The sequence below is a fragment of the Nocardioides sediminis genome (assembly GCF_003047295.1).
Taxonomy (GTDB): domain Bacteria; phylum Actinomycetota; class Actinomycetes; order Propionibacteriales; family Nocardioidaceae; genus Nocardioides; species Nocardioides sediminis.
The window spans coordinates 242,963-265,029 of record NZ_PZYZ01000005.1 but is presented as its reverse complement, the minus strand read 5'-3'; the positions used below and the strand labels follow the sequence as shown (position 1 = coordinate 265,029).

The window sequence follows — 22,067 nt, the reverse complement described above, 5'->3', positions numbered from 1 at the left end:
GGGACGAACTCGTCGGTCATCCGGCCGGATCTCCTACGAGATCGTCCCAAACTATCCGGATCCGGTGGGGACTCGCCCGAGGTCGTACGACGCGGGGTCACCCCAGCAGGCCGCGCTCGGCCAGCCGCTGCGCCACGGCGTCGCCGAACATCGCGTGGCCCTCGGCCGTGAGGTGCAGCCGGTCGGGCAGGTAGGGCAGCCGCAGGTCGCTGGTGGCGACGTACGGGACCCCGCTGTCGGCCGCGAGCCGGGCGAGCAGCCGGTGCACCCGCGGGACCTCGGCGGCCCGTGACGGCGCCAGGGCCGGCCCCACGACGACGACCTCGCGCCCCTCGAGCGCGGCGAGCAGCCGGCCGAAGCCGAGCGTGATCGCGGTGGTCGAGCGGTCGAAGTCGTTGAGGCCCCCCGCCACGACCACCAGCCCGGTGGCCGAGATGCCGGCGGTGCGCGTGCCGAAGGACTCGTCGCCGCAGGGGCTGGCCGAGCGGCTGAAGCCCGACCCGGAGAAGCCCTCGACGCGCACCCGGCCCGGCAGCCGCGCGGGCCACGAGGACTCCAGTCGCTCCAGCCCGAGGCCCACCGACCACGAGTCGCCGATCACCACGACAGGGTCGCCCGACCCGGTGACGATGCGGGCCCGCTCGGACGCCTGGACGGCGTGCCGCGCGCAGTAGGAGCCGTCCGCGCCCGCCCGCTCGACGAGCTGGACGGTGAGGAGCGTCGCGACGAGGAGCGCGACCAGCGCGGCCGGCGCGGTGTAGCGCAGGCGCACCCGGGTCGCCACGGACTGACTCCTCACGGGTCAATCGTCCGGTCTGGACCGGCCCGCGTGCAGCGGTTTGCCGCAAATTGACGCGAGTTGGTGACGGGTCCGTGACCGGCCAGACGCGGCGGGAACAAGCCGGGCGGGGCCTGCGTTGTGACCCGTGAACGAACTTGAGTTGATCCGGCTCAACTTGTTTGCCACACTCGCCGCGGTCGCGGCAGGATGGCCGCACACCCCAGACACCAGCTATCCCCATTCAGTCAAACGCAGCGGAGGTAACCCCCCATGGCACGTGCCGTCGGCATCGACCTTGGTACGACGAACAGCGTGGTCGCCGTACTCGAAGGTGGCGAACCCACCGTCATCGCCAACGCAGAAGGCGCCCGCACCACCCCGTCGGTGGTCGCGTTCGCCAAGTCCGGTGAGGTCCTGGTCGGCGAGGTCGCCAAGCGCCAGGCCGTCACCAACGTCGACCGCACCATCCGGTCCGTCAAGCGTCACATGGGCGAGGACTGGAAGGTCGACATCGACGACAAGTCCTTCACGCCCCAGCAGATCAGCGCCTTCGTGCTGCAGAAGCTCAAGCGCGACGCCGAGGCCTACCTCGGCGAGCCGGTGACCGACGCGGTCATCACCGTCCCGGCGTACTTCTCCGACGCCCAGCGCCAGGCGACCAAGGAGGCCGGCGAGATCGCGGGCCTCAACGTGAGCCGCATCGTCAACGAGCCGACCGCGGCCGCGCTCGCCTACGGCCTCGACAAGGGCGACGACCAGACGATCCTCGTCTTCGACCTCGGTGGCGGCACGTTCGACGTGTCCCTGCTCGAGATCGGCGAGGGCGTCGTCGAGGTCAAGGCGACCTCCGGTGACAACCACCTCGGTGGCGACGACTGGGACAACAAGATCGTCGAGTGGATGGTCACCAAGTTCAAGAACTCCAACGGGGTCGACCTCGGCGCCGACAAGATCGCCAAGCAGCGCCTCCAGGAGGCCGCGGAGAAGGCGAAGATCGAGCTGTCCTCGTCCTCCGAGACCACGATCCACCTGCCCTACATCACGCACGGCGAGGGCGGCCCGCTGCACTTCGAGGAGAAGCTCACCCGGGGCGAGTTCCAGAAGATGACGGCCGACCTGCTCGCCCGCACCAAGGCCCCGTTCCAGAGCGTGCTCAAGGACGGCGGCGTCGAGGTCAGCAAGATCGACCACGTCGTCCTCGTCGGCGGCTCCACCCGGATGCCCGCCGTCAGCGACCTGGTCACCGAGCTCCTCGGCGGCAAGCAGCCCAACAAGGGCGTCAACCCCGACGAGGTCGTCGCCATCGGCGCCGCCCTCCAGGCCGGCGTCCTCAAGGGCGAGGTCAAGGACGTGCTGCTCCTCGACGTCACCCCGCTCAGCCTCGGCATCGAGACCAAGGGCGGCGTGATGACCACCCTGATCGAGCGCAACACCACGATCCCGACCAAGCGCAGCGAGATCTTCACCACCGCCGACGACAACCAGCCGTCGGTGGAGATCAAGGTCGCGCAGGGCGAGCGCCCGATGTGGGGCGAGAACCAGCCGCTGGGCAACTTCGAGCTCACCGGCCTGCCGCCGGCCCCGCGCGGCATCCCGAAGATCGAGGTCACCTTCGACATCGACGCCAACGGCATCGTGCACGTCTCCGCCAAGGACCAGGCGTCCGGCCGCGAGCAGTCGATGACGATCTCCGGCGGCTCCGCGCTGTCCAAGGACGAGATCGACCGGATGGTCAAGGAGGCCGAGCAGTACGCCGAGGAGGACGCCAAGCGTCGCGAGGCCATCGAGGTCCGCAACCAGGCCGACTCGCTCGTCTACACGACCGAGAAGTTCCTCGCCGACAACGACGACAAGCTCCCCGAGGACGTCAAGACCGAGGTCAAGGCCGACGTCGAGGCCCTCAAGGAGACCCTCGCCAAGGACGACGCCACGGCCGAGGAGCTGACCGCGGGCGTGTCCAAGCTCGGTGAGTCCAGCCAGAAGATGGGTGCCGCGATGTACGCCGCCGCGGACGCCGACCAGGCCGCCGCGGGTGGCACGTCCGAGGCCACCGGCGAGTCGGACGACGACGTCGTGGACGCCGAGATCGTGGACGAGCCCACCGAGGGCACCGAGGGTGAGACCAAGTGACCTCTTCCCACGATTCCTTCGGGGACGCGGCGGGCGAGATGGCCAACGAGACCGAGGTCGAGGTGACGCCCCAGGGCGACACCTCGGCCTCGGCCGGCACCCCCGGTCCGACGGGAGCCGCCGGTGACACGGCGGAGCCGACGGCCGCCCCGGTCGACGAGCAGCCCGGCGGCGAGCAGCCCGTTGGCGAGCAGTCCGTTGGCGAGCAGCCGGTCGGCGGGACGCCGGTCCAGGACGAGGACACCGAGGTCGACGAGCTCGCCGCGATGAAGGGGTCGCTGGCCGACCTGACCAACGACCTGCAGCGGCTGTCGGCGGAGTACGCCAACTACCGCAGGCGGGTCGACCGGGACCGGCAGCTGGTGGCCGACAACGCGGCGTACAAGGCGCTCGCGCCGGTCATCGAGGTGCTCGACACCATCGACCGGGCGCGGGAGCACGGCGAGCTCGACGGCGGGTTCAAGGCCGTCGCCGACCAGCTCGAGCGGGCGGTCGCCTCGTCCGGGCTGACGCGCTTCGGCGAGCCGGGCGACGCGTTCGACCCGACCCGGCACGAGGCGCTGAGCCACCTGGGGGAGGACGCCGAGGTCAGCGTCACGACCGTCAAGCACGTCGCCAAGGGCGGCTACACGATCGGTGACCGGGTGGTCCGCGCGGCGCAGGTGCTCGTGGTCGACCCGGCGGCCCCGAACGGCTGACGAACCCATGGCACGCGGCGGCGCGGCCCGGCAGGTGACCCTGTCGGGCCGCGCCCGCAGGCACGACACACGCACGACGTACGAGAGGAGGGGTGGGCGTGGCTGACAACGACGGCTTCCGCAACGACTGGGCGACCAAGGACTTCTACAAGGTCCTCGGCGTGGCCAAGGACGCCTCGGCCGACGACATCAAGAAGGCCTATCGCAAGCTCGCGCGGGCCAACCACCCCGACTCCCACCCCGACGATGCCGCCAAGCACGAGAAGTTCAAGGCCGTCGCCGAGGCCTACGACGTCGTCGGCGACAAGGACAAGCGCGCCAAGTACGACGAGTTCCGCACGCTGCAGTCCAGCGGCGGCTTCGGCGGCTTCCCCGGCGGCGGGCAGCCCGGCGGCTTCGGCGGCGGCTTCGACATCAACGACCTGCTCCGCGACCGTGCCGGGAGCGGCGCGGGCGGCTTCGGCGACATGTTCGGCGACATCTTCGGCGGCGGTGGCACGCGCACGCGCCAGGCCCGACCCCGACGGGGCAGCGACGTCGACACGACCGCCACCATCGGCTTCGTCGAGGCCCTCGACGGCGTCACGATCTCGCTGCGGCTGACCTCGGACGCCGCCTGCCCCACCTGCCAGGGCACCGGCGGCAAGCCGGGCACCCGGCCGCACATCTGCCCCGAGTGCGAGGGCGCCGGCTTCGTGGTCGCCAGCGCCGGCGGCGGCTTCTCGATGAACGAGACCTGCCCCGCCTGCGGCGGCCGCCAGCTCGTCTACGACGAGGCCTGCCCCACCTGCCACGGCTCCGGCCGCGGCACGTCGGCCCGCACCATCCAGGCCCGCATCCCCGCCGGCGTCAAGGACGGCCAGCGGATCCGGCTCAAGGGCAAGGGCGCCAAGGGCGAGAACGGCGGACCCGCCGGTGACCTGTTCGTCACCGTCAAGGTCCGTCCGCACCGCGTCTTCGGGCGCAAGGACGACAACCTCACGATCGACGTGCCGGTCTCCTTCGACGAGGCCGCGCTGGGTGCGGAGATCAAGGTGCCCACCCTCGGCGGCGCGCCCGTCACGCTCAAGATCCCGGCGGGCACCCCCAACGGCCGCACCTTCCGGGTCCGCGGCAAGGGCGCACCGCGCAAGGACGGCTCGAAGGGCGACCTGCTCGCCACCGTCGAGGTCCACGTCCCGGCCACCCTCGACGCGACGGCGCGGGAGGCGCTCGAGGCATACCGGGCCGCGACGGCCGGCACCGCGCTGCGCACCAACCTCTTCGAGGCGAGCTGAGATGGCCACCGCGGGAGCGCCGTTCGGCAGCCCGGCCCCGGACATGGCGGTCTACGTCATCAGCGTCGCGGCCGAGCTGACCGGCCTGCACCCGCAGACCCTGCGCGCCTACGAACGGATGGGGCTGATCTCCCCCGGTCGCACGCCGGGCGGCGGGCGGCGCTACTCCCACCGCGACCTCGAGCTGCTGCGCGAGATCGCCGACCTGACCAGCGCCGGGATCGGCATCGAGGGCGTACGCCGCATCCTCGCCCTCGACAACCAGGTCACCGCCCTGCGCGCCCGCAACGAGGAGCTCGCCGCCGAGCTGGCCGCGACCCGCGAGGCTCTCCGCCAGGCCATGGCGGTGGCGCAGTCGGCCTCGTCCAACAAGCTCCCGGTGCTCCGCGGCCCCGACCCCGGCCAGGCGCTGATGGTCTGGCGCCGCACGCGCTGACGGCGTCCCCCCTCAGCGTGAGGCCAGGAACTCCTCGACCTCCGCGGAGGTCGGGGCGGTGGCGGGTCCCCGCCGGGTCACCTTGATCGCGGCGGCGGCGTTGGCCCGCCGACAGGCATCGACCCACGACCGTCCGGCGGCGACGTCGGCGACGAGCGCCCCGGTGTGGGTGTCCCCGGCCCCGTTGGTGTCGACCGGCGTCTGCGGGTAGCCGGCCACCGGCGTCGTCTCCCCGCCCACGGACACCGCGCAGCCCGCGGCGCCGTCGCGGACGACCGTGACCGCGTCGCCGCGCAGCAGCGGTGCGAGGGCCCGGGCCGGCTCGACCATCGTGTCGGCGTCCTCGCCGAGCGGCCGGCCCAGCGCGGCGAGCAGGTCGGCGGCCTCCTCGGCGTTGCCCGACCAGACGTCGGTGTGCGCCAGCATGGGGTCGCGCACCTCGGCGGGCAGGTGCGCGAACGCGGCCCCCGGGTCCAGGACGACGACCACGCCCTCCTCGAGGGTCGGCAGCCACGCCAGCAGCGGGTCCCGGGTCTGCGGTAGCACGAGCGAGTACCCGGTGACGCAGACCAGGTCGCCGGCCACCGGGGCCGCCGTCGACAACGACTCGACGGTGATCTCGCGCTCGGCGCCGAGCGTGGTGACGAAGGTCCGCTCGGCCGACGGCTCGACCAGCACCAGGCAGGTGGCGGTGTCCCGCTCGGCGACCGGGGGCGCGGACAGCGTGACGTCCTCGGCGGCCAGCGAGGCGCGCACCAGGTCGCCGTTGGGACCGGTGCCGTGGGCGCCGGCGTGGACGCAGGTGGCCCCGAAGCGGGCGGCGGCGACGAGCACGCTGACCGAGCCCCCGGCGTACCGTGTGCTCGACCCGGCCATCACGTTCTGCCCGCGACGTGGCAGGCACGGGACCTCCACGACCACGTCGACCAGCGCTTGGCCGGTGTGGATGACCCGGCTCACCCGAGGACCTCCGCGGTGGTGGCCAGGGTGATCTGTGGCGGGTAGAGCGCCATCACGTCGAGCGCGGCCCGGTGGTTGTCGGGCGTCGACCCGGCGCACGCGTCGGTGACCACGGTCAGCGTCGCCCCCGCGTCGGCGGCCGCCAGCGCGGTGGAGACCACGCAGCAGTCCGTCGAGACGCCGGCCACCACCAGGTGGGGCGTCTCGCCCGTGATCGCGACCAGGTCGGGCACCCACTTGCCGAACGTCGTCGCGGTGACGACCGGCGCATCGATGTCCCGCACCTCGTCGACGAGCTCGTAGAGCGGGTCGTCCGCGGGGACGCGCGCGAACGGCCAGGCGTCGAGGTAGGGCCCCCAGCTGCCGACGGCCGGGTCCGGGGCGACCCAGCGGGTGAGCACGGTGCGACCGGCGTACGCCTCGGCCAGCCGGTGCACCGGCTCGAGGATGCCGGGGAACATCGGCGACCCCCACGGGCTGTCGGGAGAGGCGAAGATCCGCTGCGGGTCGATCACGATCAACCAGGGGGGTCTGGACATGGGCGTCACTCTCCCAGCCAGTGCCCGGGGCGGGCGAGGTCCCCGGGGAGCGTGGTGCCGGCGTCGCCGCGGGCGGCGTTGACCTGCGGCTGGGTGAGGAAGAGCGCGCCGGACAGGGAGGCACCCCGTACGTCGCAGCCGCGCAGGTCGGCGCCGAGCAGGTCGGCACCGGTGAGGTCGGCCCCGCGCAGGTCGGCACCGATCAGCAGGGCCCCGCGCAGCCCGGCCCCGCGCAGGTCGGTGCCCCGGAGGTCCCTCCCGGCGAGGTCGCCACGGGTGAGGTCGGTGCCGGCCGGCCAGGCGACCCGCACCCGCGCGCTGGCCACCGCCAGCACCTCGCCCACCTCGGCGCGCAGCCGGTCGATGTCGAGGGCGAGCAGCGTCGCCGGGGTCTCGGCCACCAGGTCGGTGAGCCGGTCGAGCAGGTCCCCGGTGACCCCGGCGACCCGGTCCTCGGCCTCCACGAGGTGCCGCAGCATCTCGTGCAGCTGCCGCATCACCGAGAGCACCGCGGCCATCTCGCCGAGGTCGTCGTGGTCCCGCCAGGAGACGCCGCCGTAGGTGACCTGCGAGACCTGCTGCCCGGCGCCGAAGCAGTCGAAGACGGTGCAGCCCGGCCAGCCGTCCTCCCGCAGCGTGGCGTGGATGCCGCAGCGGTCGTCGGCCTGCAGGTGGTGGCACGGGACGCCGCTGGGCTTGGTGGCGCCGAAGCCGGCCTCGCGGGTGAACGGCGTGAGCACGCAGCAGAGCCCGAAGCAGCGTGCGCAGTCGGCCTGCAGGACGGGGAGGGTCACTCGGCCATCATGGCGGGTACGCCGGCGCGGCCGACCGTGGGCGGCCGCCCGTCAGGAGCGCGCGGGGGTGCGGACGCGGTGGGCGTGCACCGGCTGCCAGGCGTCGTGCAGCGTGGTCAGCAGGCTGAGCAGCACCACGAAGAACAGGGTGCTGCTCACGTCGATGTCCCGCGGCCCGAGCAGCAGGCGCGCGGCCACGACGAGCGCCACGTTGACCCCGATCCGGACGGCGAAGGTGACCGCGAGGCTCTCGAAGCTGATCGCCCGCCGCGCCGCGGCCAGCACGATCGCCGCGTTGGCGACCACGAAGGCCGAGGTCCCCACGAAGAGCTCGAGGTCGCTGGCCCGCACCCCCGGCAGGGTCTGGCTGAAGACGACGGACAGCAGGCCCACCAGCACCACCTTCTCGATCGTCACCCCCGACCGGACCCGGGACGTGTCGGCCCGCCACGCCGCCCGTTCGGCGGCCGTGTCCATCTCCTCCGGGAGCGGGTCGGGGGCCATCCGCGTGGCCCAGTCCGGCTCCGGCAGCCGCGGCCGCACGACGAGCAGCAGCACCGCGGCGAGGACGACGACGAGGACCACCAGCACGACCCGCGCCCACACGTGCTCGGCGAGCACGTCCGTGACGTCGAGCTGCGCGACGTGGATCCAGTACTCCTGGGGGAGCTTGACGAAGATCCAGATGGCGGCGGCCAGCGCGATCCACCAGCGTCGTACGAACCGCACCGGGTCCCAGCGCGAGCGGATGGCCTCGTAGGCGATGAAGAAGTACTCGAAGGTGTTGGGGAAGACCATCAGCAGCGCGCGGCTGTTGAACAGCTCGAACGCCACGACCCCCACGAGCCGGTAGAAGTAGAGGAACCGCCCGACCTCGAAGGCGCCCGGGGACACCCAGTTGCGCAGCGTCGCCATGTAGGCGATCGCGAGGTAGTAGACGTCCATCGCCTTGTCGTAGCCCTGGTAGCCCGGCGGGTCGTAGCCGAACGCCTGGAAGATCGTCTGGTCCACCCCGTCCACGACCAGGCACGCCACGATCGCCGGCAGCGGGTAGCGCGGGATCAGCAGCGGCAGCACGAAGCGCACCCCGACCACCAGCACGAACAGCCAGGTCATGGCGACGAGCATGGCGGCCAGGGGCCGTCCTGTCACCGGACCGGGCGGCTGGTCCGGTCCGGGCGGGCGGCAGACTCCTCCCATGACCGGCACCTTCGTCGTGGCCGCCGTCGCCTTCGTGCGCGACGGGCACGTGCTCACCGTCCGCAAGGACGGCACCGACCGCTTCATGCTGCCGGGCGGCAAGCTCGAGCCGGGGGAGAGCGCGTACGACGCCGCGGTCCGCGAGGTCCGCGAGGAGGTCGGCCTCGACGTGGCCGGGCTGACCCTGCTGGGCGAGTTCACCGCCGACGCGGCCAACGAGCCCGGGCACCTCGTGGAGTCGACCGTCTACGTCGCGTCCCTGCCGCACGGCGTCGACCGCGTGGCGGTCGAGCCCGCCGCGGCCGGCGAGATCGCCGAGCTGCGCTGGACCGCGCTCGACGGTGAGCACGACGACCTGGCTCCGCTGCTCGCCGACCACGTGGTCCCGCTGCTGCTGCGCGGGTGACCGGGTCGCCGGGTCAGGCGGTGACCATCCGCGGGTCCCGGAGGTCGTGGTAGCGCGTCTCGCCTACGGCCAGGGAGTCGAGCTCGTCCATGATCTCCTGCATCTCGGCGGGCGGCTGCTTCTGCTCGCCGGCCCGGGCCTCGGCCTCGGAGGTGAAGTAGATGGCCATCGTCCACTCGCCGTCGGGGTGCTCGATCGAGACCGTGCCGAGGATGTCGGGACGGAACGCCTCCCAGTCGGTGGAGTCGTCGGCCATCAGCTTGCGGGTGCGCTCGGGGTCGCTGGTGCGGCCCTGCATCACCTGCACGAAGCCGGCCGTGTCCGGGTCGCCGTGGGTCTCGACCTCGACCGAGGTGCTGTTGCGGAACTCCGGGTCGGAGGTGAACAGCGCGGCCATCCGTTCCCACCACGCACCCTGCTCGGGGCGGTCGCTGTTGGCCTGCGCCGCCTCCTCGGACTCGAAGCGTGCGAGCGCCACCAGCGTCCCGTCGTCCGTCACCCCGGTCGTGCTGCCGAGCCAGCCCGTCGCGCCGGGGGAGAGGTCACGGACCCAGTCGTCCATCAGGGCGAACACCGCGTCGCCGTCACTCACCGGGCCCTGGATCACCTGCACGAACATGTCGTCCTCCCGCGTCTCCTCCTCGTGAACGGCGGTCTCCGTCCGGTCCTCGACGCTACGCCCGTCGTGCCCGCCCGGGGTATCGCGCAGTTGGGGCAACTTTTCTCAAAGTTGAGGGGAATCGACTCAACTTCTGGTGCGTTGTGGCGAGTGGGACCACAGTGGTCCTGAAGGCGCCCACCAGCACGAGCCCCGAGGCGGGCCGAGCACGAGCAAGGAGAGTCGGAGTTGAGCCAGTTCGGTGCCGAGAAGTTCACCAGCCGCAGCCGCGAGGTCATCGAGGCCGCGCAGCTCGCCGCCACCACGGCGGGCAACACCCAGACCGAGCCCATCCACCTGCTGGTCGCCCTCCTGCGCCAGGAGGACGGCACCGCCCGCAACCTGGTCGGCAAGGCCGGCGTCGACGCCGCGTCCCTGACCGCCCGCGCCGAGCAGGCCATGCAGGCCCTGCCGCGCGCCAGCGGCTCGACCGTCCAGCAGCCCGCCGCCAGCGCCTCGCTGACCCGGGTGCTGGCCAGCGCGCTCGACCTCGCGGCCGGGATGAAGGACGACTACGTCGCGACCGAGCACCTGCTCATCGCCACCGCCACCGTCGACAGCTCGGCCAAGAAGCTGCTGACCGACGCCGGGCTGAGCGAGTCCGGCCTGCGCGAGGGCCTCACCGCCGTCCGCGGCAACCGTCGCGTCACCAGCCCGGAGGCCGAGTCGTCGTACGAGGCCCTGGAGAAGTACTCCGTCGACCTCACCCGGTCCGCCGAGGAGGGCCGCCTCGACCCGGTCATCGGCCGCGACGCCGAGATCCGCCGCGTCATCCAGGTGCTCTCGCGGCGCACCAAGAACAACCCGGTGCTCATCGGCGAGCCCGGCGTGGGCAAGACCGCCGTCGTCGAGGGCCTCGCCCAGCGCGTGGTGGACGGGGACGTGCCGGACAGCCTCAAGGGCCGCCGGGTGCTCGCGCTCGACCTGGCCGCGATGGTGGCCGGCGCGAAGTACCGCGGCGAGTTCGAGGAGCGGCTCAAGGCCGTGCTTGAGGAGATCAAGGACGCCGGCGGGCAGGTCATCACCTTCATCGACGAGCTGCACACCGTCGTCGGCGCCGGTGCCGGGGGCGACTCCGCCATGGATGCCGGCAACATGCTCAAGCCGATGCTGGCCCGCGGCGAGCTGCACATGATCGGCGCGACGACGCTGGACGAGTACCGCGAGCGCATCGAGAAGGACCCTGCGCTGGAGCGCCGCTTCCAGCAGGTCTTCGTCGGCGAGCCGTCGGTCGAGGACACCGTCCAGATCCTGCGCGGCATCCAGGAGAAGTACGAGGCCCACCACGGCGTACGCATCACCGACGCCGCGCTGGTGGCCGCCGCGACCCTCTCCGACCGCTACATCACCGGCCGCCAGCTGCCCGACAAGGCGATCGACCTCATCGACGAGGCGAGCTCGCGGCTGCGGATGGAGCACGAGTCGTCGCCCGAGGAGATCGACCAGCTCCGGCGCCAGGTCGACCGGCTCACCATGGAGGCGTTCGCGCTGGAGAAGGAGACCGACGAGGCCTCCCGCGAGCGGCTCGACGCGCTGCGCGCCGACCTCGCCGACAAGCAGGAGGAGCTGCGCGGGCTCGAGGTGCGCTGGGAGCGGGAGAAGTCGACGCTCCAGGGCGAGGGCGAGCTGCGGCGCGCGCTCGACCAGCTCAAGGTCGAGGAGGAGAAGTACCTCCGCGAGGGCAACCTCGAGGCGGCCTCCAAGATCCGCTACGAGTCGATCCCCAACCTCGAACGCCAGATCGTCGAGATCGAGAAGTCGGAGCAGGCCGACCTCGAGCCCCTGGTGGGCGACGAGGTCGGGGCCGAGCAGATCGCCGACGTCGTGGAGGCGTGGACCGGCATCCCGACCGGCCGGCTCCTCCAGGGCGAGACCGCCAAGCTGCTCGAGATGGAGTCGGTGATCGGCCAGCGGCTCATCGGCCAGCGCGACGCCGTCACCGCGGTGAGCGACGCCGTACGCCGCTCGCGTGCCGGCATCGCCGACCCCAACCGGCCGACCGGCTCGTTCCTCTTCCTGGGCCCGACCGGCACCGGCAAGACCGAGCTGGCGCGTTCCCTGGCCGACTTCCTGTTCGACGACGAGCGGGCGATCGTGCGCATCGACATGAGCGAGTACTCCGAGAAGCACTCGGTCGCGCGGCTCGTCGGTGCCCCGCCCGGCTACGTCGGGTACGAGGAGGGCGGCCAGCTGACCGAGGCGGTGCGGCGTCGGCCCTACAGCGTCGTGCTGCTCGACGAGGTGGAGAAGGCCCACCCGGAGGTCTTCGACATCCTGCTCCAGGTGCTCGACGACGGCCGGCTCACCGACGGCCAGGGCCGCACGGTCGACTTCCGCAACACGCTGCTGATCCTGACCAGCAACCTCGGCTCGGCGTTCCTCGTGGACCCGACCATGGACCCGGTCGCCCGCAAGGAGTCGGTGATGGGCGTGGTGCGCGCGTCGTTCAAGCCCGAGTTCCTCAACCGGCTGGACGAGATCGTGCTCTTCGACGCCCTCACCAAGGACGACCTGGCGCACATCGTCGACCTGCAGCTCGGCCTGCTCGGCAAGCGGCTGGCGGTCCGCCGGATCTCGATCGAGGTCACCGACGCCGCGCGGGCCTGGCTCGCCGAGACCGGCTACGACCCGGCGTACGGCGCCCGCCCGCTGCGCCGGCTGATCCAGTCGGCCATCGGCGACCGGCTCGCCAAGATGCTCATCGCCGGTGAGGTCGCCGACGGGGGCTCGGTCACCGTCGACGTCGGGGACGACGGGCTCGTGCTGCGCTGAGGTTGGGGCGGGGGCCCGGGTCGGAGTCACCGCTGAAGCGGTGAATCTGGCGCTTGCTGGCCGATGCAACGGCCAGCAAGCGTCAAGGCCGGCCAGCAAGTCCGGGCCCCGTCGGCCTGGCGCGGCGTCAGTCCGTACGACGCCGCGCAAGCCTGCTGGGGGATGCTGGGTCCCGTGACCACGACGACCGACGACGCACGCCCGTGGTGGCGGCTGCGCGACACCCCGGTGCCGGGCGGCGTGCCCGACCTGGCCAAGGCGCTGCTCTGGACCGAGCTCGCCCTGGTCCTGCTCGTGTCGCTGGGACGCTCGGCGGTCTACTCCGTGGTCAGCATCGTCTCCGCCCTCACCGCCCCCGGCCCCCTGTCGGCCCAGGCGGCCAACCTCAACGACTCGCTCGCCCCGGACCGGCCGTGGCTCGACCTGACCTACCAGCTGCTGCGCATCGGCTTCGCCCTCGTGCCGGTGGCGCTGGCCGGCTACCTCCTGGTCCGCTCCGGCACCCGGCTGCGCGAGGTCTGGGCGCGTGACGGCGGCTGGAGCACGTGGGGCGACTGGGGGCGGGGGGCGCTGCTGGCCGCCGGCGTCGGCTCGGTGGGCGTGGTCTTCTACCTCGCGACCTTCGCGCTCGGCACCAACCTCACCGTGGTCGCGCAGTCGCTCCCGGGGGAGTGGTGGCAGGTGCCGGTGCTCGTCCTCGCGGCGGCGGAGAACGCCGTGCTGGAGGAGGTGATCGTGCTCGGCTTCGTGCAGGTGCGGCTGCGCCAGCTCGGCTTCGGCGACACCGCGGCGATCGGTCTCGCGGCGCTGCTGCGCGGCAGCTACCACCTCTACCAGGGGCTCGGCGGTTTCGTCGGCAACCTCGCGATGGGCCTGCTCTTCGGCCTGCTCTACCGGCGGTGGGGGCGGGTCATGCCCTTCGTGGTGGCCCACACGTTGCTCGACGTGGGCGCCTTCGTCGGGTACGCCGCGCTGGCCGGCCGCGTGGACTGGCTGCCGACCCTCTGACGCGTCAGGAGGACCGCGCCGCCGTCGGCCGGGTCTCCGGCGCGGCCAGCCACAGCGGGATGGCCAGCAGGCTGACCAGCGCGGTCGTGGCGAACGCCCAGCCGAAGCCCGCGGCGTCGGCCACGAGCCCGACCAGGACGGGGCCGAGGATCGCGCCCGCGTCCTGCGACATCTGGAAGGTGCTCAGGACGGTGCCGCCGCTGCGCCCGCTGCCGACGACGTCTGCGACGCTCGCCTGCTGCCCCGGGTTGACCAGCCCGGCGCCGACCCCGGAGAGGACCGAGAGCGCGAGCAGCACGACGAGCGAGCTGCTCCACCCGAGCGGTCCGAGCGAGGCCGCGGTGACCAGGAGGCCGCCCACGACCAGCGGCCGTCGGCCGAGCGAGTCGGCCAGCCGCCCCGACACCTGGAGGGTGGCCGCGGTGCCGGCGGCCGCGAGGGCGAGCGCCAGCCCGGCGACCCACGTGTCGTCGTGGACGGCGACGGCCAGCTGCGGGAGCACGGCCACGCGGACGCCGAAGTTGCACCAGCCGTTGGCGAAGCCGGACCCCAGCGCCGCGACGTACGCCCGGTGCCCGAACGCCTCGCGCACCCGCATGGGCGGAGCCGTGGGCCCGCCGGTCGTCGCCGGCCGCAGGCGCGTGCCGTCGAGCCGTACGCCGACGAGCGTGGCCGCGAGCACCAGCGCGACGGCGTACACGATGAACGGCGTCCGCAGGCCGAAGCCGGCGAGCGCACCGCCGAGCACCGGACCGAGCATGCCGCCGATGAGGAACGCGCTGGCGTATGCCGAGGTGACGCGTCCGCGCATGTGCGTGGGCGCGAGCCGCACGAGCAGCGCCATCGCCGAGACGGTGAACATCGTCGAGCCGATGCCGCCGAGCCCGCGCAGCACCAGCAGCTGGACGTAGGTCTGCGCGAATGCCGTGGCCAGCGAGGAGGCGGCGACGACGAGCAGGCCGGCCAGGTAGACGGGTCGCTCACCGAGCCGTTGCACGAGGGCGCCGCCGGCCGGGGCGAAGACGAGCCGGAAGAACGCGAAGGCCGACACCACGACCGAGGCGGCCGCGACGCCGACGTCGAAGCTGCGGGCGTAGGCCGGGAGGACCGGGGAGACCAGGCCGTAGCCGACCGCGATGACGAACGCGGCGACCAGCAGGACGCGGATCTCCGCCGACAGCCCCGGGGTGCCGGTGCGGGTCGAGCGGCTCACTCCCCGGTCTCGACCGCGTCGCGCTCCCGCTCGGCCGCGACGGGCGTACGCCGCGTCAGCCAGCCGCCGCCCCAGAGCGCCCAGAGCACGAGCACCGGCTGGAAGAACAGTCGGACGAGGCGCGCGCGGTCGGTGTCGAGCCCGAAGGCGTCGACGCCCTCGACGTACTGCGCGACGTTGCCGGGGAAGATGGCCACGAAGAACGCCGCCAGCAGCCCGCCGACCAGCGGCTTGCGCCGCGGCAGCGCGACGAACGCCGCGCCGAGCCCGATCTCCACGACCCCGGACGCGACGACGACGAGGTCCTCGTCGAGCGGGAGCCACGCCGGCACCTGTGCCTGGAACTCCTCGCGCTGCGTGGTCAGGTGCAGGACGCCGGCGCCGACCATCGCCGTACCGAGCAGGAGGCGGGCGGCGGTGCTGGCTGCGCTCATGCGTGCAGCCTAGGGGCCGCTACCCGAGGAGGACCGGCGGCAGCGGCAGCACGGCACCGGGGTTCATCAGCCCGGCCGGGTCGATCGCGTCCTTGACCGCCCGCATCAGGGAGACCTCGACGTCGCTCTTGTACGCCGCCGCGGCGGCCGCCTTGGACTTCCCGAGGCCGTGCTCGGCGCTGATGCTCCCGACCGACTCGGCGACCGAGGCGTTGACGACCTCGGACAGCGCGTCGGCGTGGGTGCTGAACTCCTCCGACGTCATGTGCTCGGGCCGCGAGAGGTTGTAGTGCAGGTTGCCGTCGCCGACGTGCCCGTAGACGAACAGCCGGGTCCCCGGCAGGTGCGCCTCGACGGCCGGCCCGGTGCGGGCCACGAAGTCGGCCAGCCCGGTGATCGGCACCGACACGTCGTGCTTGACCGTCGGCCCGTGCACCTCCTGGGCTTCCGAGACCCGCTCGCGCAGCGCCCAGAGGCCGGCGCGCTGGGTCGGCGAGCCCGCGATCGCCGCGTCCAGCACCAGCCCCGTCTCGACCGCCTCCCCGAGCGCGGCCTCGAGCGCGGTGTCCACGTCGGCCCCCGCGGGACCGGCGAGCTCGACCAGCCCGTACCAGTCGGCAGCGGTCGGCAGCGGGTCGGTGAGCCCCGCCGCGACGACCAGGTCGCGGGCGGGGCGCGACACGAGCTCCCACGTGGTGAGCCGGTCGCCGCCGTGGTCGCGCAGCACCCCGAGCAGCTCGGCCGCCGCGGCCACGTCGCGCAGCGCCACCCACGCGGTCGCCCGCGCCGGCGTGGCCGGCTGCAGCGCCAGCACCGCAGCCGTCACCACGCCGAGGCTGCCCTCCGCGCCGATGAACAGCTGCTTGAGGTCGTAGCCGGTGTTGTCCTTGCGCAGCGACCGCAGCCCGTCCCACACCCGCCCGTCGGGCAGCACGACCTCGAGCCCGAGCACCTGGCTGCGCGTCATCCCGTAGCGCAGCACCGCGGTGCCGCCGGCGTTGGTCGAGATGTTGCCGCCGATCGTGCAGCTGCCCTGCGAGCCCAGCGTCAGCGGGAACAGCCGGTCGACCTCCGCCGCGGCCGCCTGCACGTCGGCCAGCACGCAGCCGGCCTCGACGGTCATGGTGCCGCCGACCGCGTCGACCTCGCGGACCGCGCGCATCCGTCCCAGCGAGAGCACGACCTGCGAGCCGGTGCCGTCGGGCACCGCGCCGCCGCTCATCCCGGTGTTGCCGCCCTGGGGGACGACCGCCACCCCGGCTTCGTGGGTGAGGGCCAGCACGCCCGACACCTCGTCGGTGCTCCCGGGTCGTACGACGGCCAGCGGCCGACCGCTGTAGGCGCCGCGCCAGTCCGTGTCGTAGCCCGCCAGCTCGGCCGGGTCGGTGAGCACGTGCGCGTCACCCACCACGGAGCGCAGTCCGGCGAGCAGGTCGGGGTGGTCGGTCATCAGGTGATCTCCTAGGTCTCAGCCGAGCAGGACGGCGACGAGCAGCGCCACGGGCAACGAGGCCAGTGTGGTCACCAGGATGGTCTCGCGCGCCATGTCCTCGCCCGTTCGGTAGCGGGTGGCGTGCAGGAAGATGTTCTGCGCCGTCGGCAGGGCCGCGGTGATCACCACGCCGAGCAGCACCCGCCCGTCGAGCCCGAGCGCGGTCCCGACCAGCCAGGCGACGACCGGCATCACGCCGAGCTTGAGCACCGCGGCGACCAGCACCTCGCCGTTGTGCCCGGCGCGGCCCGGCCACGGGCTGAGCCGCAGCGCGGCGCCGTACGACAGCAGCATCGCCGGGATCGCGAGCCCGGCCAGCAGCTCGATCGGCGACGCCAGGACCCGCGGCAGCTCCCACCCGGTGACGGCGAGCAGCACGCCGATCGCGGACGCGACGGTGAGCGGGTTGGTGACGAGCCGCCTCAGTGCGGCGCCGACGCCGTCGCCGCGGCCGGTCAGCCGGTCGAGCACGATGAGCGCGGCCGGCTGCACGATCAGCATCTGCACCAGCAGCGTGGGCACGACGACGGTGGTGTCGCCGACGACGAAGGCCGCGACGGCGATGCCGAGGTTGCCCGCGTTGACGTACGACGACGCCAGCGCGCCGATGAGCACGGCGCCGGCGTCGAGGCCGTGCCGCAACCGCGCCCACGCGGCGTACAGCAGGAAGCAGGTGGCCAGCGACGCGGCGGACGCGGCGAGGTTGGCGACCGCGCCGCCGATCTCGACCTCGCTGATCACCACGATCATCAGCGCGGGCGAGGCGACGAAGAACGCGATCTCGCCGAGCGTCCGCTGGGACCGGGCGTCGAGGACGCCGGCGTGCGCGAGCCCCATGCCGCAGCCGATGACCACCAGGATCGTGGTGAAGCCGATCAGCAGGTCCACGAGCGCTCCTGACGCATGGCGCGATGCGCAGGGGGCAATGGACGCCGGCGGAGGACGGCGTGAAGGATGACCGGGTGACCACTCCTCGCGTCGTCCGTGTCGGCCCCCTGATGCCCTTCCTCGAGGAGGCGCTCACCACGACGTACGACGCCCCGTCGCTCGCCGACGTCGGCGACCGGACCGCGGGGCTCGAGGTCGCGGTCGCCGGGGGCGGCACCGTGGTCGGGGCCGCGGAGATGGACGCGCTGCCCGACCTGCGGGCCGTCACCAACTTCGGCGTGGGCTACGACAACGTCGACGTCGCCGAGGCCACCCGGCGCGGCATCGTCGTCTCCAACACCCCCGACGTGCTCACCGACGCGGTGGCCGACCTGTCGGTGGCGCTGGTCGTCGACGTGATGCGCGGCATCAGTGCCGCCGAGCGCTGGCTGCGCCGCGGGGAGTGGGCGGCCGGCGGCCGGTTCCCGCTGACCCGCGACGTCCGCGGCGCGACGGTCGGCATCCTCGGCCTGGGCCGGATCGGGCGCGCGGTGGCGGAGCGGCTCGAGGTCTTCGGCGCCGAGATCGCCTACCACTCGCGCCGCCCCAAGGATGTTGCCTGGGCCCACCACGACAGCCCGGTCGCGCTGGCCGAGGCGAGCGACGTGCTGGTCGTGCTCACCCCCGGTGGCGAGGGCACCGAGCACCTCGTCGACGCCAAGGTGCTCGACGCGCTCGGCCCCGAGGGCTACCTGGTCAACGTCGCCCGCGGGTCGGTGGTCGACGAGGACGCGCTGGTCGCCGCCTTGGAGGAGGGCCGCATCGCCGGCGCCGGGCTCGACGTCTTCGCCGACGAGCCCCACGTCCCGGCGGCGCTGCTCGAGCGCGAGGACGTCGTGCTGCTCCCGCACGTCGGAAGTGCCACCGTGCAGACGCGCGAGGCGATGGCCCGGCTGGTGCTGGACAACATCGAGGCGTTCCTCGAGCGCGGCGAGCTGGTCACCCCCGTCGACTGACCTCACCGGGCCGGCCGGCCCAGCGCCACGTGCTCGGGGCGCAGGTCGGCGACGGTCGCCGCGCCGAGCAGGGCCATGGTGTGCGCGAGCTCGGCGGTGAGGAACCCGAGGGCGGCGTCGACGCCGCGCCGGCCGCCGACCATGAGGCCGTAGAGGTAGGCGCGCCCCACCATCACCGAGCTCGCGCCCAGGGCGAGCGCCGCGGCGACGTCCGACCCGGTGCGGATCCCGGAGTCGACCATCACCTCGGCGCGGTCGCCGACCGCGGCGACCACCTCGGGAAGCACCTCGAGCGGCACCGGCGCCCGGTCGAGCTGGCGGCCGCCGTGGTTGGACAGCACGACCGCGTCCGCGCCGGCGTCGACGGCGGTCACGGCATCGGCCACGGTCAGCACCCCCTTGACCACGACCGGACCTTGCCACTGCTCCTTGAGCCACGTGACGTCGGCCGGCCGCACGGCCTGCTCGCGCAGGGTGTTGGACATCCCCCAGCGCGCGTAGTGCGAGCCCTCGGGGAACGTCGCGAACCGCAGCGGCTCGGTGGTCAGGATGTCGCCCACCCACCTCGGCCGCCGGGCCATGTCGGCGAAGGTCCGCAGCGTCAGCGCCGGCGGGATGGAGAAGCCGTTGCGCCGGTCCTGCCACTTCGCGCCGCTCAGGGCGGTGTCGACGGTGAGCACCGCCGCCTCGTAACCCGCCGCCCGCGCCTGCCGGACGTGCTCGAGGCTGACGTCGCGGTCCCTCATCAGGTAGAGCTGGAACCAGTTGCGGCCGCCCGGCGCCGCCTCCGCGAGGTCCGGGATCGAGGTCGTGGCGTAGGTCGAGAGGGTGTAGGGCAGGCCCGCGGCCTCGGCGGACGCGGCGGCGGCGCGCTCGCCCTCGTGGTGGGACAGGCGGGTGTAGCCCGTCGGCGCGAGCACGATCGGTGCGCTCGCCGGCCGGCCGAGGATCGTGGTCGAGGTGTCCGGCTCGCCCACGGTCTCGAACGTCGAGGGCCGCAGCTCCAGGGCGTCGTACGCCGCACGGTTGCGGCGCATCGTGCGCTCGCTCTCGGCGCCGGTCTCGACGTAGTCCATCACCGCACGCGGCACCCGGCGGCGCGCCTCGCGGGCCAGGTCGTCGACGCACACGCAGTGGGCGAGGCGTCGTACGACGGGGTCCCGCGACCAGGGCCGGGTGACGAGGAACGGGGCCAGGTCGGCCCACCTCGGGATCCGTCGGTGCGTCGTCATGCTCTGGACAGCCCCTCACTCATCGGATAAGTTCTCGACTCATCATACAAGTTGCCCCACCCCGGAGGAACCCCCGATGTCCGACTCGATCCGCAGCATCAAGCTCTCCCACGTCGTGCTGCCGCTGCCCAACCCGGTCAGCGACGCCAAGGTGCTCACCGGCCGCCAGAAGCCGCTGACCGAGACGGTGATGCTCTTCGTCGAGCTGACCACGGAGCAGGGGCTCGAGGGCATGGGGTTCAGCTACTCCAAGCGTGCGGGCGGCAAGGCGCAGTACGCCCACCTCAAGGAGGTGCTGGACGTCGCGATCGGGCAGGACCCCAACGACATCGCCAAGATCTACGAGTCGCTGATGTGGGCGGGCGCCTCGGTCGGCCGGTCCGGTGTCGCCACCCAGGCCGTCGCCGCCCTCGACGTCGCGCTCTACGACCTCAAGGCCCGCCGCGCCGGCCTGCCGCTGGCCAAGCTGCTCGGCGCGCACCGCGACTCCTGCCGCGTCTACAACACCTCCGGCGGCTTCCTCCAGGCCTCGGTCGAGGAGATCAAGGAGAAGGCGACCGCCTCGATCGAGTCCGGCATCGGCGGCATCAAGATCAAGGTCGGCCAGCCCGACTGGCGCGAGGACCTGCGCCGCGTCGCCGCGCTGCGCGAGCACCTCGGCGACGGGCCGCTGATGGTCGACGCCAACCAGCAGTGGGACCGCGCCCGCGCCCGGCGGATGTGCCGCGAGCTCGAGCAGTTCGACCTCGTCTGGATCGAGGAGCCGCTCGACGCCTGGGACCACGTCGGCCACGCCGACCTGTCGCAGACCTTCGACACCCCCATCGCCACCGGCGAGATGCTGACCTCGGTCGCCGAGCACATGGGTCTGGTCGACGCCGGCTACCGCGGCATCGTGCAGCCCGACGCCCCGCGCATCGGCGGCATCACGCCGTTCCTCAAGTTCGCCACCCTCGCCGCCCACCACCGCCTCGACCTCGCGCCCCACTACGCGATGGAGATCCACCTGCACCTCGCCGCGACGTACCCCGCCGAGCCGTGGGTCGAGCACTTCGAGTGGCTCAACCCGCTCTTCGAGGAGCGCATCGAGATCAGGGGCGGCCAGATCCACGTGCCGCAGCGCCCCGGCCTCGGCTTCACGCTCTCGGAGCAGATGCGCACGTACACCGAGGACACCGCGACGTTCGGCGCCTGACGTCCGGCCGACCGTCGACCGGTTGGACCCGGCATGATGCCGCCCATGAGGACCCGCCCGCAGCACGTCGTCGCCGGGCTCAAGGAGAAGATCCTGAGCGGCGAGCTCGGCCCCGGCGCCAAGCTGCCGTCGGAGGCCGAGCTCATCGCGGAGTACGCCGTCTCCCGCACCGTGGTGCGGGAGGCGGTGTCCCGCCTCCAGGCCGAGGGGCTGGTCGAGACCTTCCAGGGACGCGGGTCGTTCGTGCTCGCGGTGCCCGAGCCGTCGTCGTTCACCCTCGAGACCTCGGCGATCCGCAGCCACCACGACGTGCTGGCGATGGTCGACTTCCGGATCGGGGTCGAGACCGAGGCGGCCGCGCTGGCGGCGGCCCGGGTGACGCCCGCGTCGGCCGCGCCGATCTCCGACGCGATGGCCGACTTCGTCGCCGCCGGGCACGCGGGCGCGGTGGAGGCCGACTTCGCCTTCCACCGGGCGATCGCCGCGGCCACCGACAACCGCTTCTACGTCGACCTGCTCGACTCGCTCGGGCCGATGATGATCATGCTCCCACGCACCCGGCTCGGCGAGGAGTACACGATGACCGACGCCACCCACGTCCAGCGCGTCCAGCGCGAGCACGAGAACATCGCCGCCGCGGTCCTGGCCGGCGACGTCGAGACCGCCCGCGCCGCCATGCGCCTGCACCTCGGCAACACCCGCCGCCGCCTGTCCTCCTGACCGGCCGGGCCGACCGGGCACTTTCGTCGCGCTGGATCGTGGCGACGGGGCACTTTCGTCGCGCTGGATCGTGGCGACCGGGCACTTTCGTGTACGTAACCTCCGGGTGCCGCCGGCGCTGCGGAACGAGATCGGCGTACGGCGCCTCGCCGCGGCCGGGCTGGTTCCCCAGCCGTCCGTCGTACGACGCACGTCCCAGCGGTCAGGAACTGCCCGGTCGGCACGTCCCAGCGGTCATG

21 protein-coding genes are annotated in these 22,067 nt (G+C 73.1%); 10 read left to right on the top strand and 11 right to left on the bottom strand.

All coding sequences use genetic code 11. The annotated features are described in order from the left end of the window. Window positions 1-97: 97 nt before the first annotated feature. A complete protein-coding gene (locus DAI17_RS13710; protein WP_107773747.1) occupies window positions 98-799 on the bottom strand; it encodes an SGNH/GDSL hydrolase family protein in 702 nt (233 codons plus the stop codon). Window positions 800-1,051: 252 nt separating this feature from the next. Here DAI17_RS13710 and dnaK point away from each other — a divergent pair, with 252 nt between their 5' ends. From dnaK to DAI17_RS13690, 4 genes are all read left to right on the top strand, one after another. Then, entirely contained in the window at window positions 1,052-2,911 is a 1,860-nt protein-coding gene (dnaK, locus tag DAI17_RS13705) for a molecular chaperone DnaK (RefSeq protein WP_107773746.1), read from the top strand. Continuing rightward, the gene (gene grpE, locus DAI17_RS13700; protein WP_234412495.1) at window positions 2,908-3,609 is read left to right on the top strand and encodes a nucleotide exchange factor GrpE; all 702 of its coding nucleotides are present in this window, start codon (window positions 2,908-2,910) and stop codon (window positions 3,607-3,609) included. The genes dnaK and grpE overlap by 4 nt, the downstream gene beginning before the upstream one ends. 98 nt (window positions 3,610-3,707) lie before the next feature. Next, window positions 3,708-4,886 carry a molecular chaperone DnaJ gene (dnaJ, locus tag DAI17_RS13695; protein ID WP_107773829.1) on the top strand — a complete coding sequence of 393 codons (1,179 nt, stop codon included), beginning with the start codon at window positions 3,708-3,710 and terminating at the stop codon, window positions 4,884-4,886. 1 nt (window position 4,887) lies between these two features. Further along, the gene (locus tag DAI17_RS13690) at window positions 4,888-5,322 is read left to right on the top strand and encodes a heat shock protein transcriptional repressor HspR (RefSeq protein ID WP_107773745.1); all 435 of its coding nucleotides are present in this window, start codon (window positions 4,888-4,890) and stop codon (window positions 5,320-5,322) included. Between the two features lie 12 nt (window positions 5,323-5,334). On the opposite strand, the gene DAI17_RS13685 is transcribed toward DAI17_RS13690, so the two are convergent. The 4 genes from DAI17_RS13685 to DAI17_RS13670 are packed head-to-tail and all read right to left on the bottom strand — an operon-like array spanning window position 5,335 to window position 8,731. After that, complete coding sequence (locus DAI17_RS13685) at window positions 5,335-6,282, bottom strand: PfkB family carbohydrate kinase (RefSeq protein ID WP_107773744.1); 948 nt, start codon at window positions 6,280-6,282, stop codon at window positions 5,335-5,337. After that, window positions 6,279-6,821: a cysteine hydrolase family protein gene (locus DAI17_RS13680; RefSeq protein ID WP_107773743.1), complete on the bottom strand. Its 543-nt coding sequence runs from the start codon at window positions 6,819-6,821 to the stop codon at window positions 6,279-6,281. The genes DAI17_RS13685 and DAI17_RS13680 overlap by 4 nt, the downstream gene beginning before the upstream one ends. Window positions 6,822-6,826: 5 nt before the next feature. Continuing rightward, on the bottom strand, window positions 6,827-7,615 hold the full coding sequence (locus tag DAI17_RS13675) for a pentapeptide repeat-containing protein (RefSeq protein WP_107773742.1): 789 nt from the start codon (window positions 7,613-7,615) through the stop codon (window positions 6,827-6,829). A 51-nt stretch (window positions 7,616-7,666) separates the two neighbouring features. Beyond that, window positions 7,667-8,731 (bottom strand): hypothetical protein, encoded by a 1,065-nt coding sequence (locus DAI17_RS13670; RefSeq protein WP_199905117.1) that lies wholly within the window; start codon window positions 8,729-8,731, stop codon window positions 7,667-7,669. Window positions 8,732-8,813: 82 nt separating this feature from the next. Here DAI17_RS13670 and DAI17_RS13665 point away from each other — a divergent pair, with 82 nt between their 5' ends. Continuing rightward, window positions 8,814-9,221, top strand: a complete 408-nt coding sequence (locus DAI17_RS13665; RefSeq protein WP_107773740.1) for an NUDIX hydrolase — start codon at window positions 8,814-8,816, stop codon at window positions 9,219-9,221. 13 nt (window positions 9,222-9,234) lie between these two features. Here the strand turns inward: DAI17_RS13665 and DAI17_RS13660 are convergent, their stop codons facing one another. Continuing rightward, on the bottom strand, window positions 9,235-9,840 hold the full coding sequence (locus tag DAI17_RS13660) for a hypothetical protein (protein ID WP_107773739.1): 606 nt from the start codon (window positions 9,838-9,840) through the stop codon (window positions 9,235-9,237). 228 nt (window positions 9,841-10,068) lie between these two features. On the opposite strand from DAI17_RS13660, the gene clpB reads away from it, so the two are divergent. After that, window positions 10,069-12,651: an ATP-dependent chaperone ClpB gene (clpB, locus tag DAI17_RS13655; RefSeq protein WP_107773738.1), complete on the top strand. Its 2,583-nt coding sequence runs from the start codon at window positions 10,069-10,071 to the stop codon at window positions 12,649-12,651. A gap of 174 nt (window positions 12,652-12,825) precedes the next feature. After that, window positions 12,826-13,659: a CPBP family intramembrane glutamic endopeptidase gene (locus tag DAI17_RS13650; protein WP_234412494.1), complete on the top strand. Its 834-nt coding sequence runs from the start codon at window positions 12,826-12,828 to the stop codon at window positions 13,657-13,659. Window positions 13,660-13,663: 4 nt separating this feature from the next. Here DAI17_RS13650 and DAI17_RS13645 read toward each other — a convergent pair whose 3' ends face one another. Genes DAI17_RS13645 through DAI17_RS13630 form a run of 4 tightly spaced genes read right to left on the bottom strand, consistent with a single transcriptional unit; the run spans window position 13,664 to window position 17,686 of the window. Next, window positions 13,664-14,872 (bottom strand): MFS transporter, encoded by a 1,209-nt coding sequence (locus tag DAI17_RS13645; RefSeq protein WP_199905116.1) that lies wholly within the window; start codon window positions 14,870-14,872, stop codon window positions 13,664-13,666. Continuing rightward, entirely contained in the window at window positions 14,869-15,306 is a 438-nt protein-coding gene (locus DAI17_RS13640; protein WP_107773736.1) for a DoxX family protein, read from the bottom strand. The genes DAI17_RS13645 and DAI17_RS13640 overlap by 4 nt, the downstream gene beginning before the upstream one ends. Before the next feature lie 19 nt (window positions 15,307-15,325). After that, entirely contained in the window at window positions 15,326-16,756 is a 1,431-nt protein-coding gene (locus DAI17_RS13635) for an FAD-binding oxidoreductase (RefSeq protein WP_107773735.1), read from the bottom strand. A gap of 18 nt (window positions 16,757-16,774) precedes the next feature. Beyond that, a complete protein-coding gene (locus DAI17_RS13630) occupies window positions 16,775-17,686 on the bottom strand; it encodes an AEC family transporter (protein WP_199905115.1) in 912 nt (303 codons plus the stop codon). A 74-nt stretch (window positions 17,687-17,760) separates the two neighbouring features. On the opposite strand from DAI17_RS13630, the gene DAI17_RS13625 reads away from it, so the two are divergent. Continuing rightward, entirely contained in the window at window positions 17,761-18,681 is a 921-nt protein-coding gene (locus tag DAI17_RS13625; RefSeq protein WP_234412493.1) for a 2-hydroxyacid dehydrogenase, read from the top strand. Window positions 18,682-18,683: 2 nt separating this feature from the next. Here DAI17_RS13625 and DAI17_RS13620 read toward each other — a convergent pair whose 3' ends face one another. Beyond that, the gene (locus tag DAI17_RS13620) at window positions 18,684-19,913 is read right to left on the bottom strand and encodes an alpha-hydroxy acid oxidase (protein ID WP_107773733.1); all 1,230 of its coding nucleotides are present in this window, start codon (window positions 19,911-19,913) and stop codon (window positions 18,684-18,686) included. Between the two features lie 76 nt (window positions 19,914-19,989). On the opposite strand from DAI17_RS13620, the gene DAI17_RS13615 reads away from it, so the two are divergent. Both DAI17_RS13615 and DAI17_RS13610 read left to right on the top strand, forming a co-directional pair. Further along, entirely contained in the window at window positions 19,990-21,108 is a 1,119-nt protein-coding gene (locus DAI17_RS13615; RefSeq protein WP_107773732.1) for an L-talarate/galactarate dehydratase, read from the top strand. A 45-nt stretch (window positions 21,109-21,153) separates the two neighbouring features. Further along, window positions 21,154-21,828 (top strand): FadR/GntR family transcriptional regulator, encoded by a 675-nt coding sequence (locus tag DAI17_RS13610; RefSeq protein ID WP_107773826.1) that lies wholly within the window; start codon window positions 21,154-21,156, stop codon window positions 21,826-21,828. The last annotated feature ends 239 nt before the right edge of the window (window positions 21,829-22,067 follow it).

What these genes read in the sequence shown, in the direction of transcription:
- DAI17_RS13615 (WP_107773732.1), top strand. Translation starts at nt 19,990, where the DNA reads ATGTCCGACTCGATCCGCAGCATCAAGCTCTCCCACGTCGTGCTGCCG.
- dnaK (WP_107773746.1), top strand. Translation starts at nt 1,052, where the DNA reads ATGGCACGTGCCGTCGGCATCGACCTTGGTACGACGAACAGCGTGGTC.
- DAI17_RS13680 (WP_107773743.1), bottom strand. Translation starts at nt 6,821, where the DNA reads ATGTCCAGACCCCCCTGGTTGATCGTGATCGACCCGCAGCGGATCTTC.
- DAI17_RS13620 (WP_107773733.1), bottom strand. Translation starts at nt 19,913, where the DNA reads ATGACGACGCACCGACGGATCCCGAGGTGGGCCGACCTGGCCCCGTTC.
- DAI17_RS13665 (WP_107773740.1), top strand. Translation starts at nt 8,814, where the DNA reads ATGACCGGCACCTTCGTCGTGGCCGCCGTCGCCTTCGTGCGCGACGGG.
- DAI17_RS13610 (WP_107773826.1), top strand. Translation starts at nt 21,154, where the DNA reads ATGAGGACCCGCCCGCAGCACGTCGTCGCCGGGCTCAAGGAGAAGATC.
- DAI17_RS13660 (WP_107773739.1), bottom strand. Translation starts at nt 9,840, where the DNA reads ATGTTCGTGCAGGTGATCCAGGGCCCGGTGAGTGACGGCGACGCGGTG.
- DAI17_RS13635 (WP_107773735.1), bottom strand. Translation starts at nt 16,756, where the DNA reads ATGACCGACCACCCCGACCTGCTCGCCGGACTGCGCTCCGTGGTGGGT.
- DAI17_RS13690 (WP_107773745.1), top strand. Translation starts at nt 4,888, where the DNA reads ATGGCCACCGCGGGAGCGCCGTTCGGCAGCCCGGCCCCGGACATGGCG.
- DAI17_RS13670 (WP_199905117.1), bottom strand. Translation starts at nt 8,731, where the DNA reads ATGACCTGGCTGTTCGTGCTGGTGGTCGGGGTGCGCTTCGTGCTGCCG.
- DAI17_RS13640 (WP_107773736.1), bottom strand. Translation starts at nt 15,306, where the DNA reads ATGAGCGCAGCCAGCACCGCCGCCCGCCTCCTGCTCGGTACGGCGATG.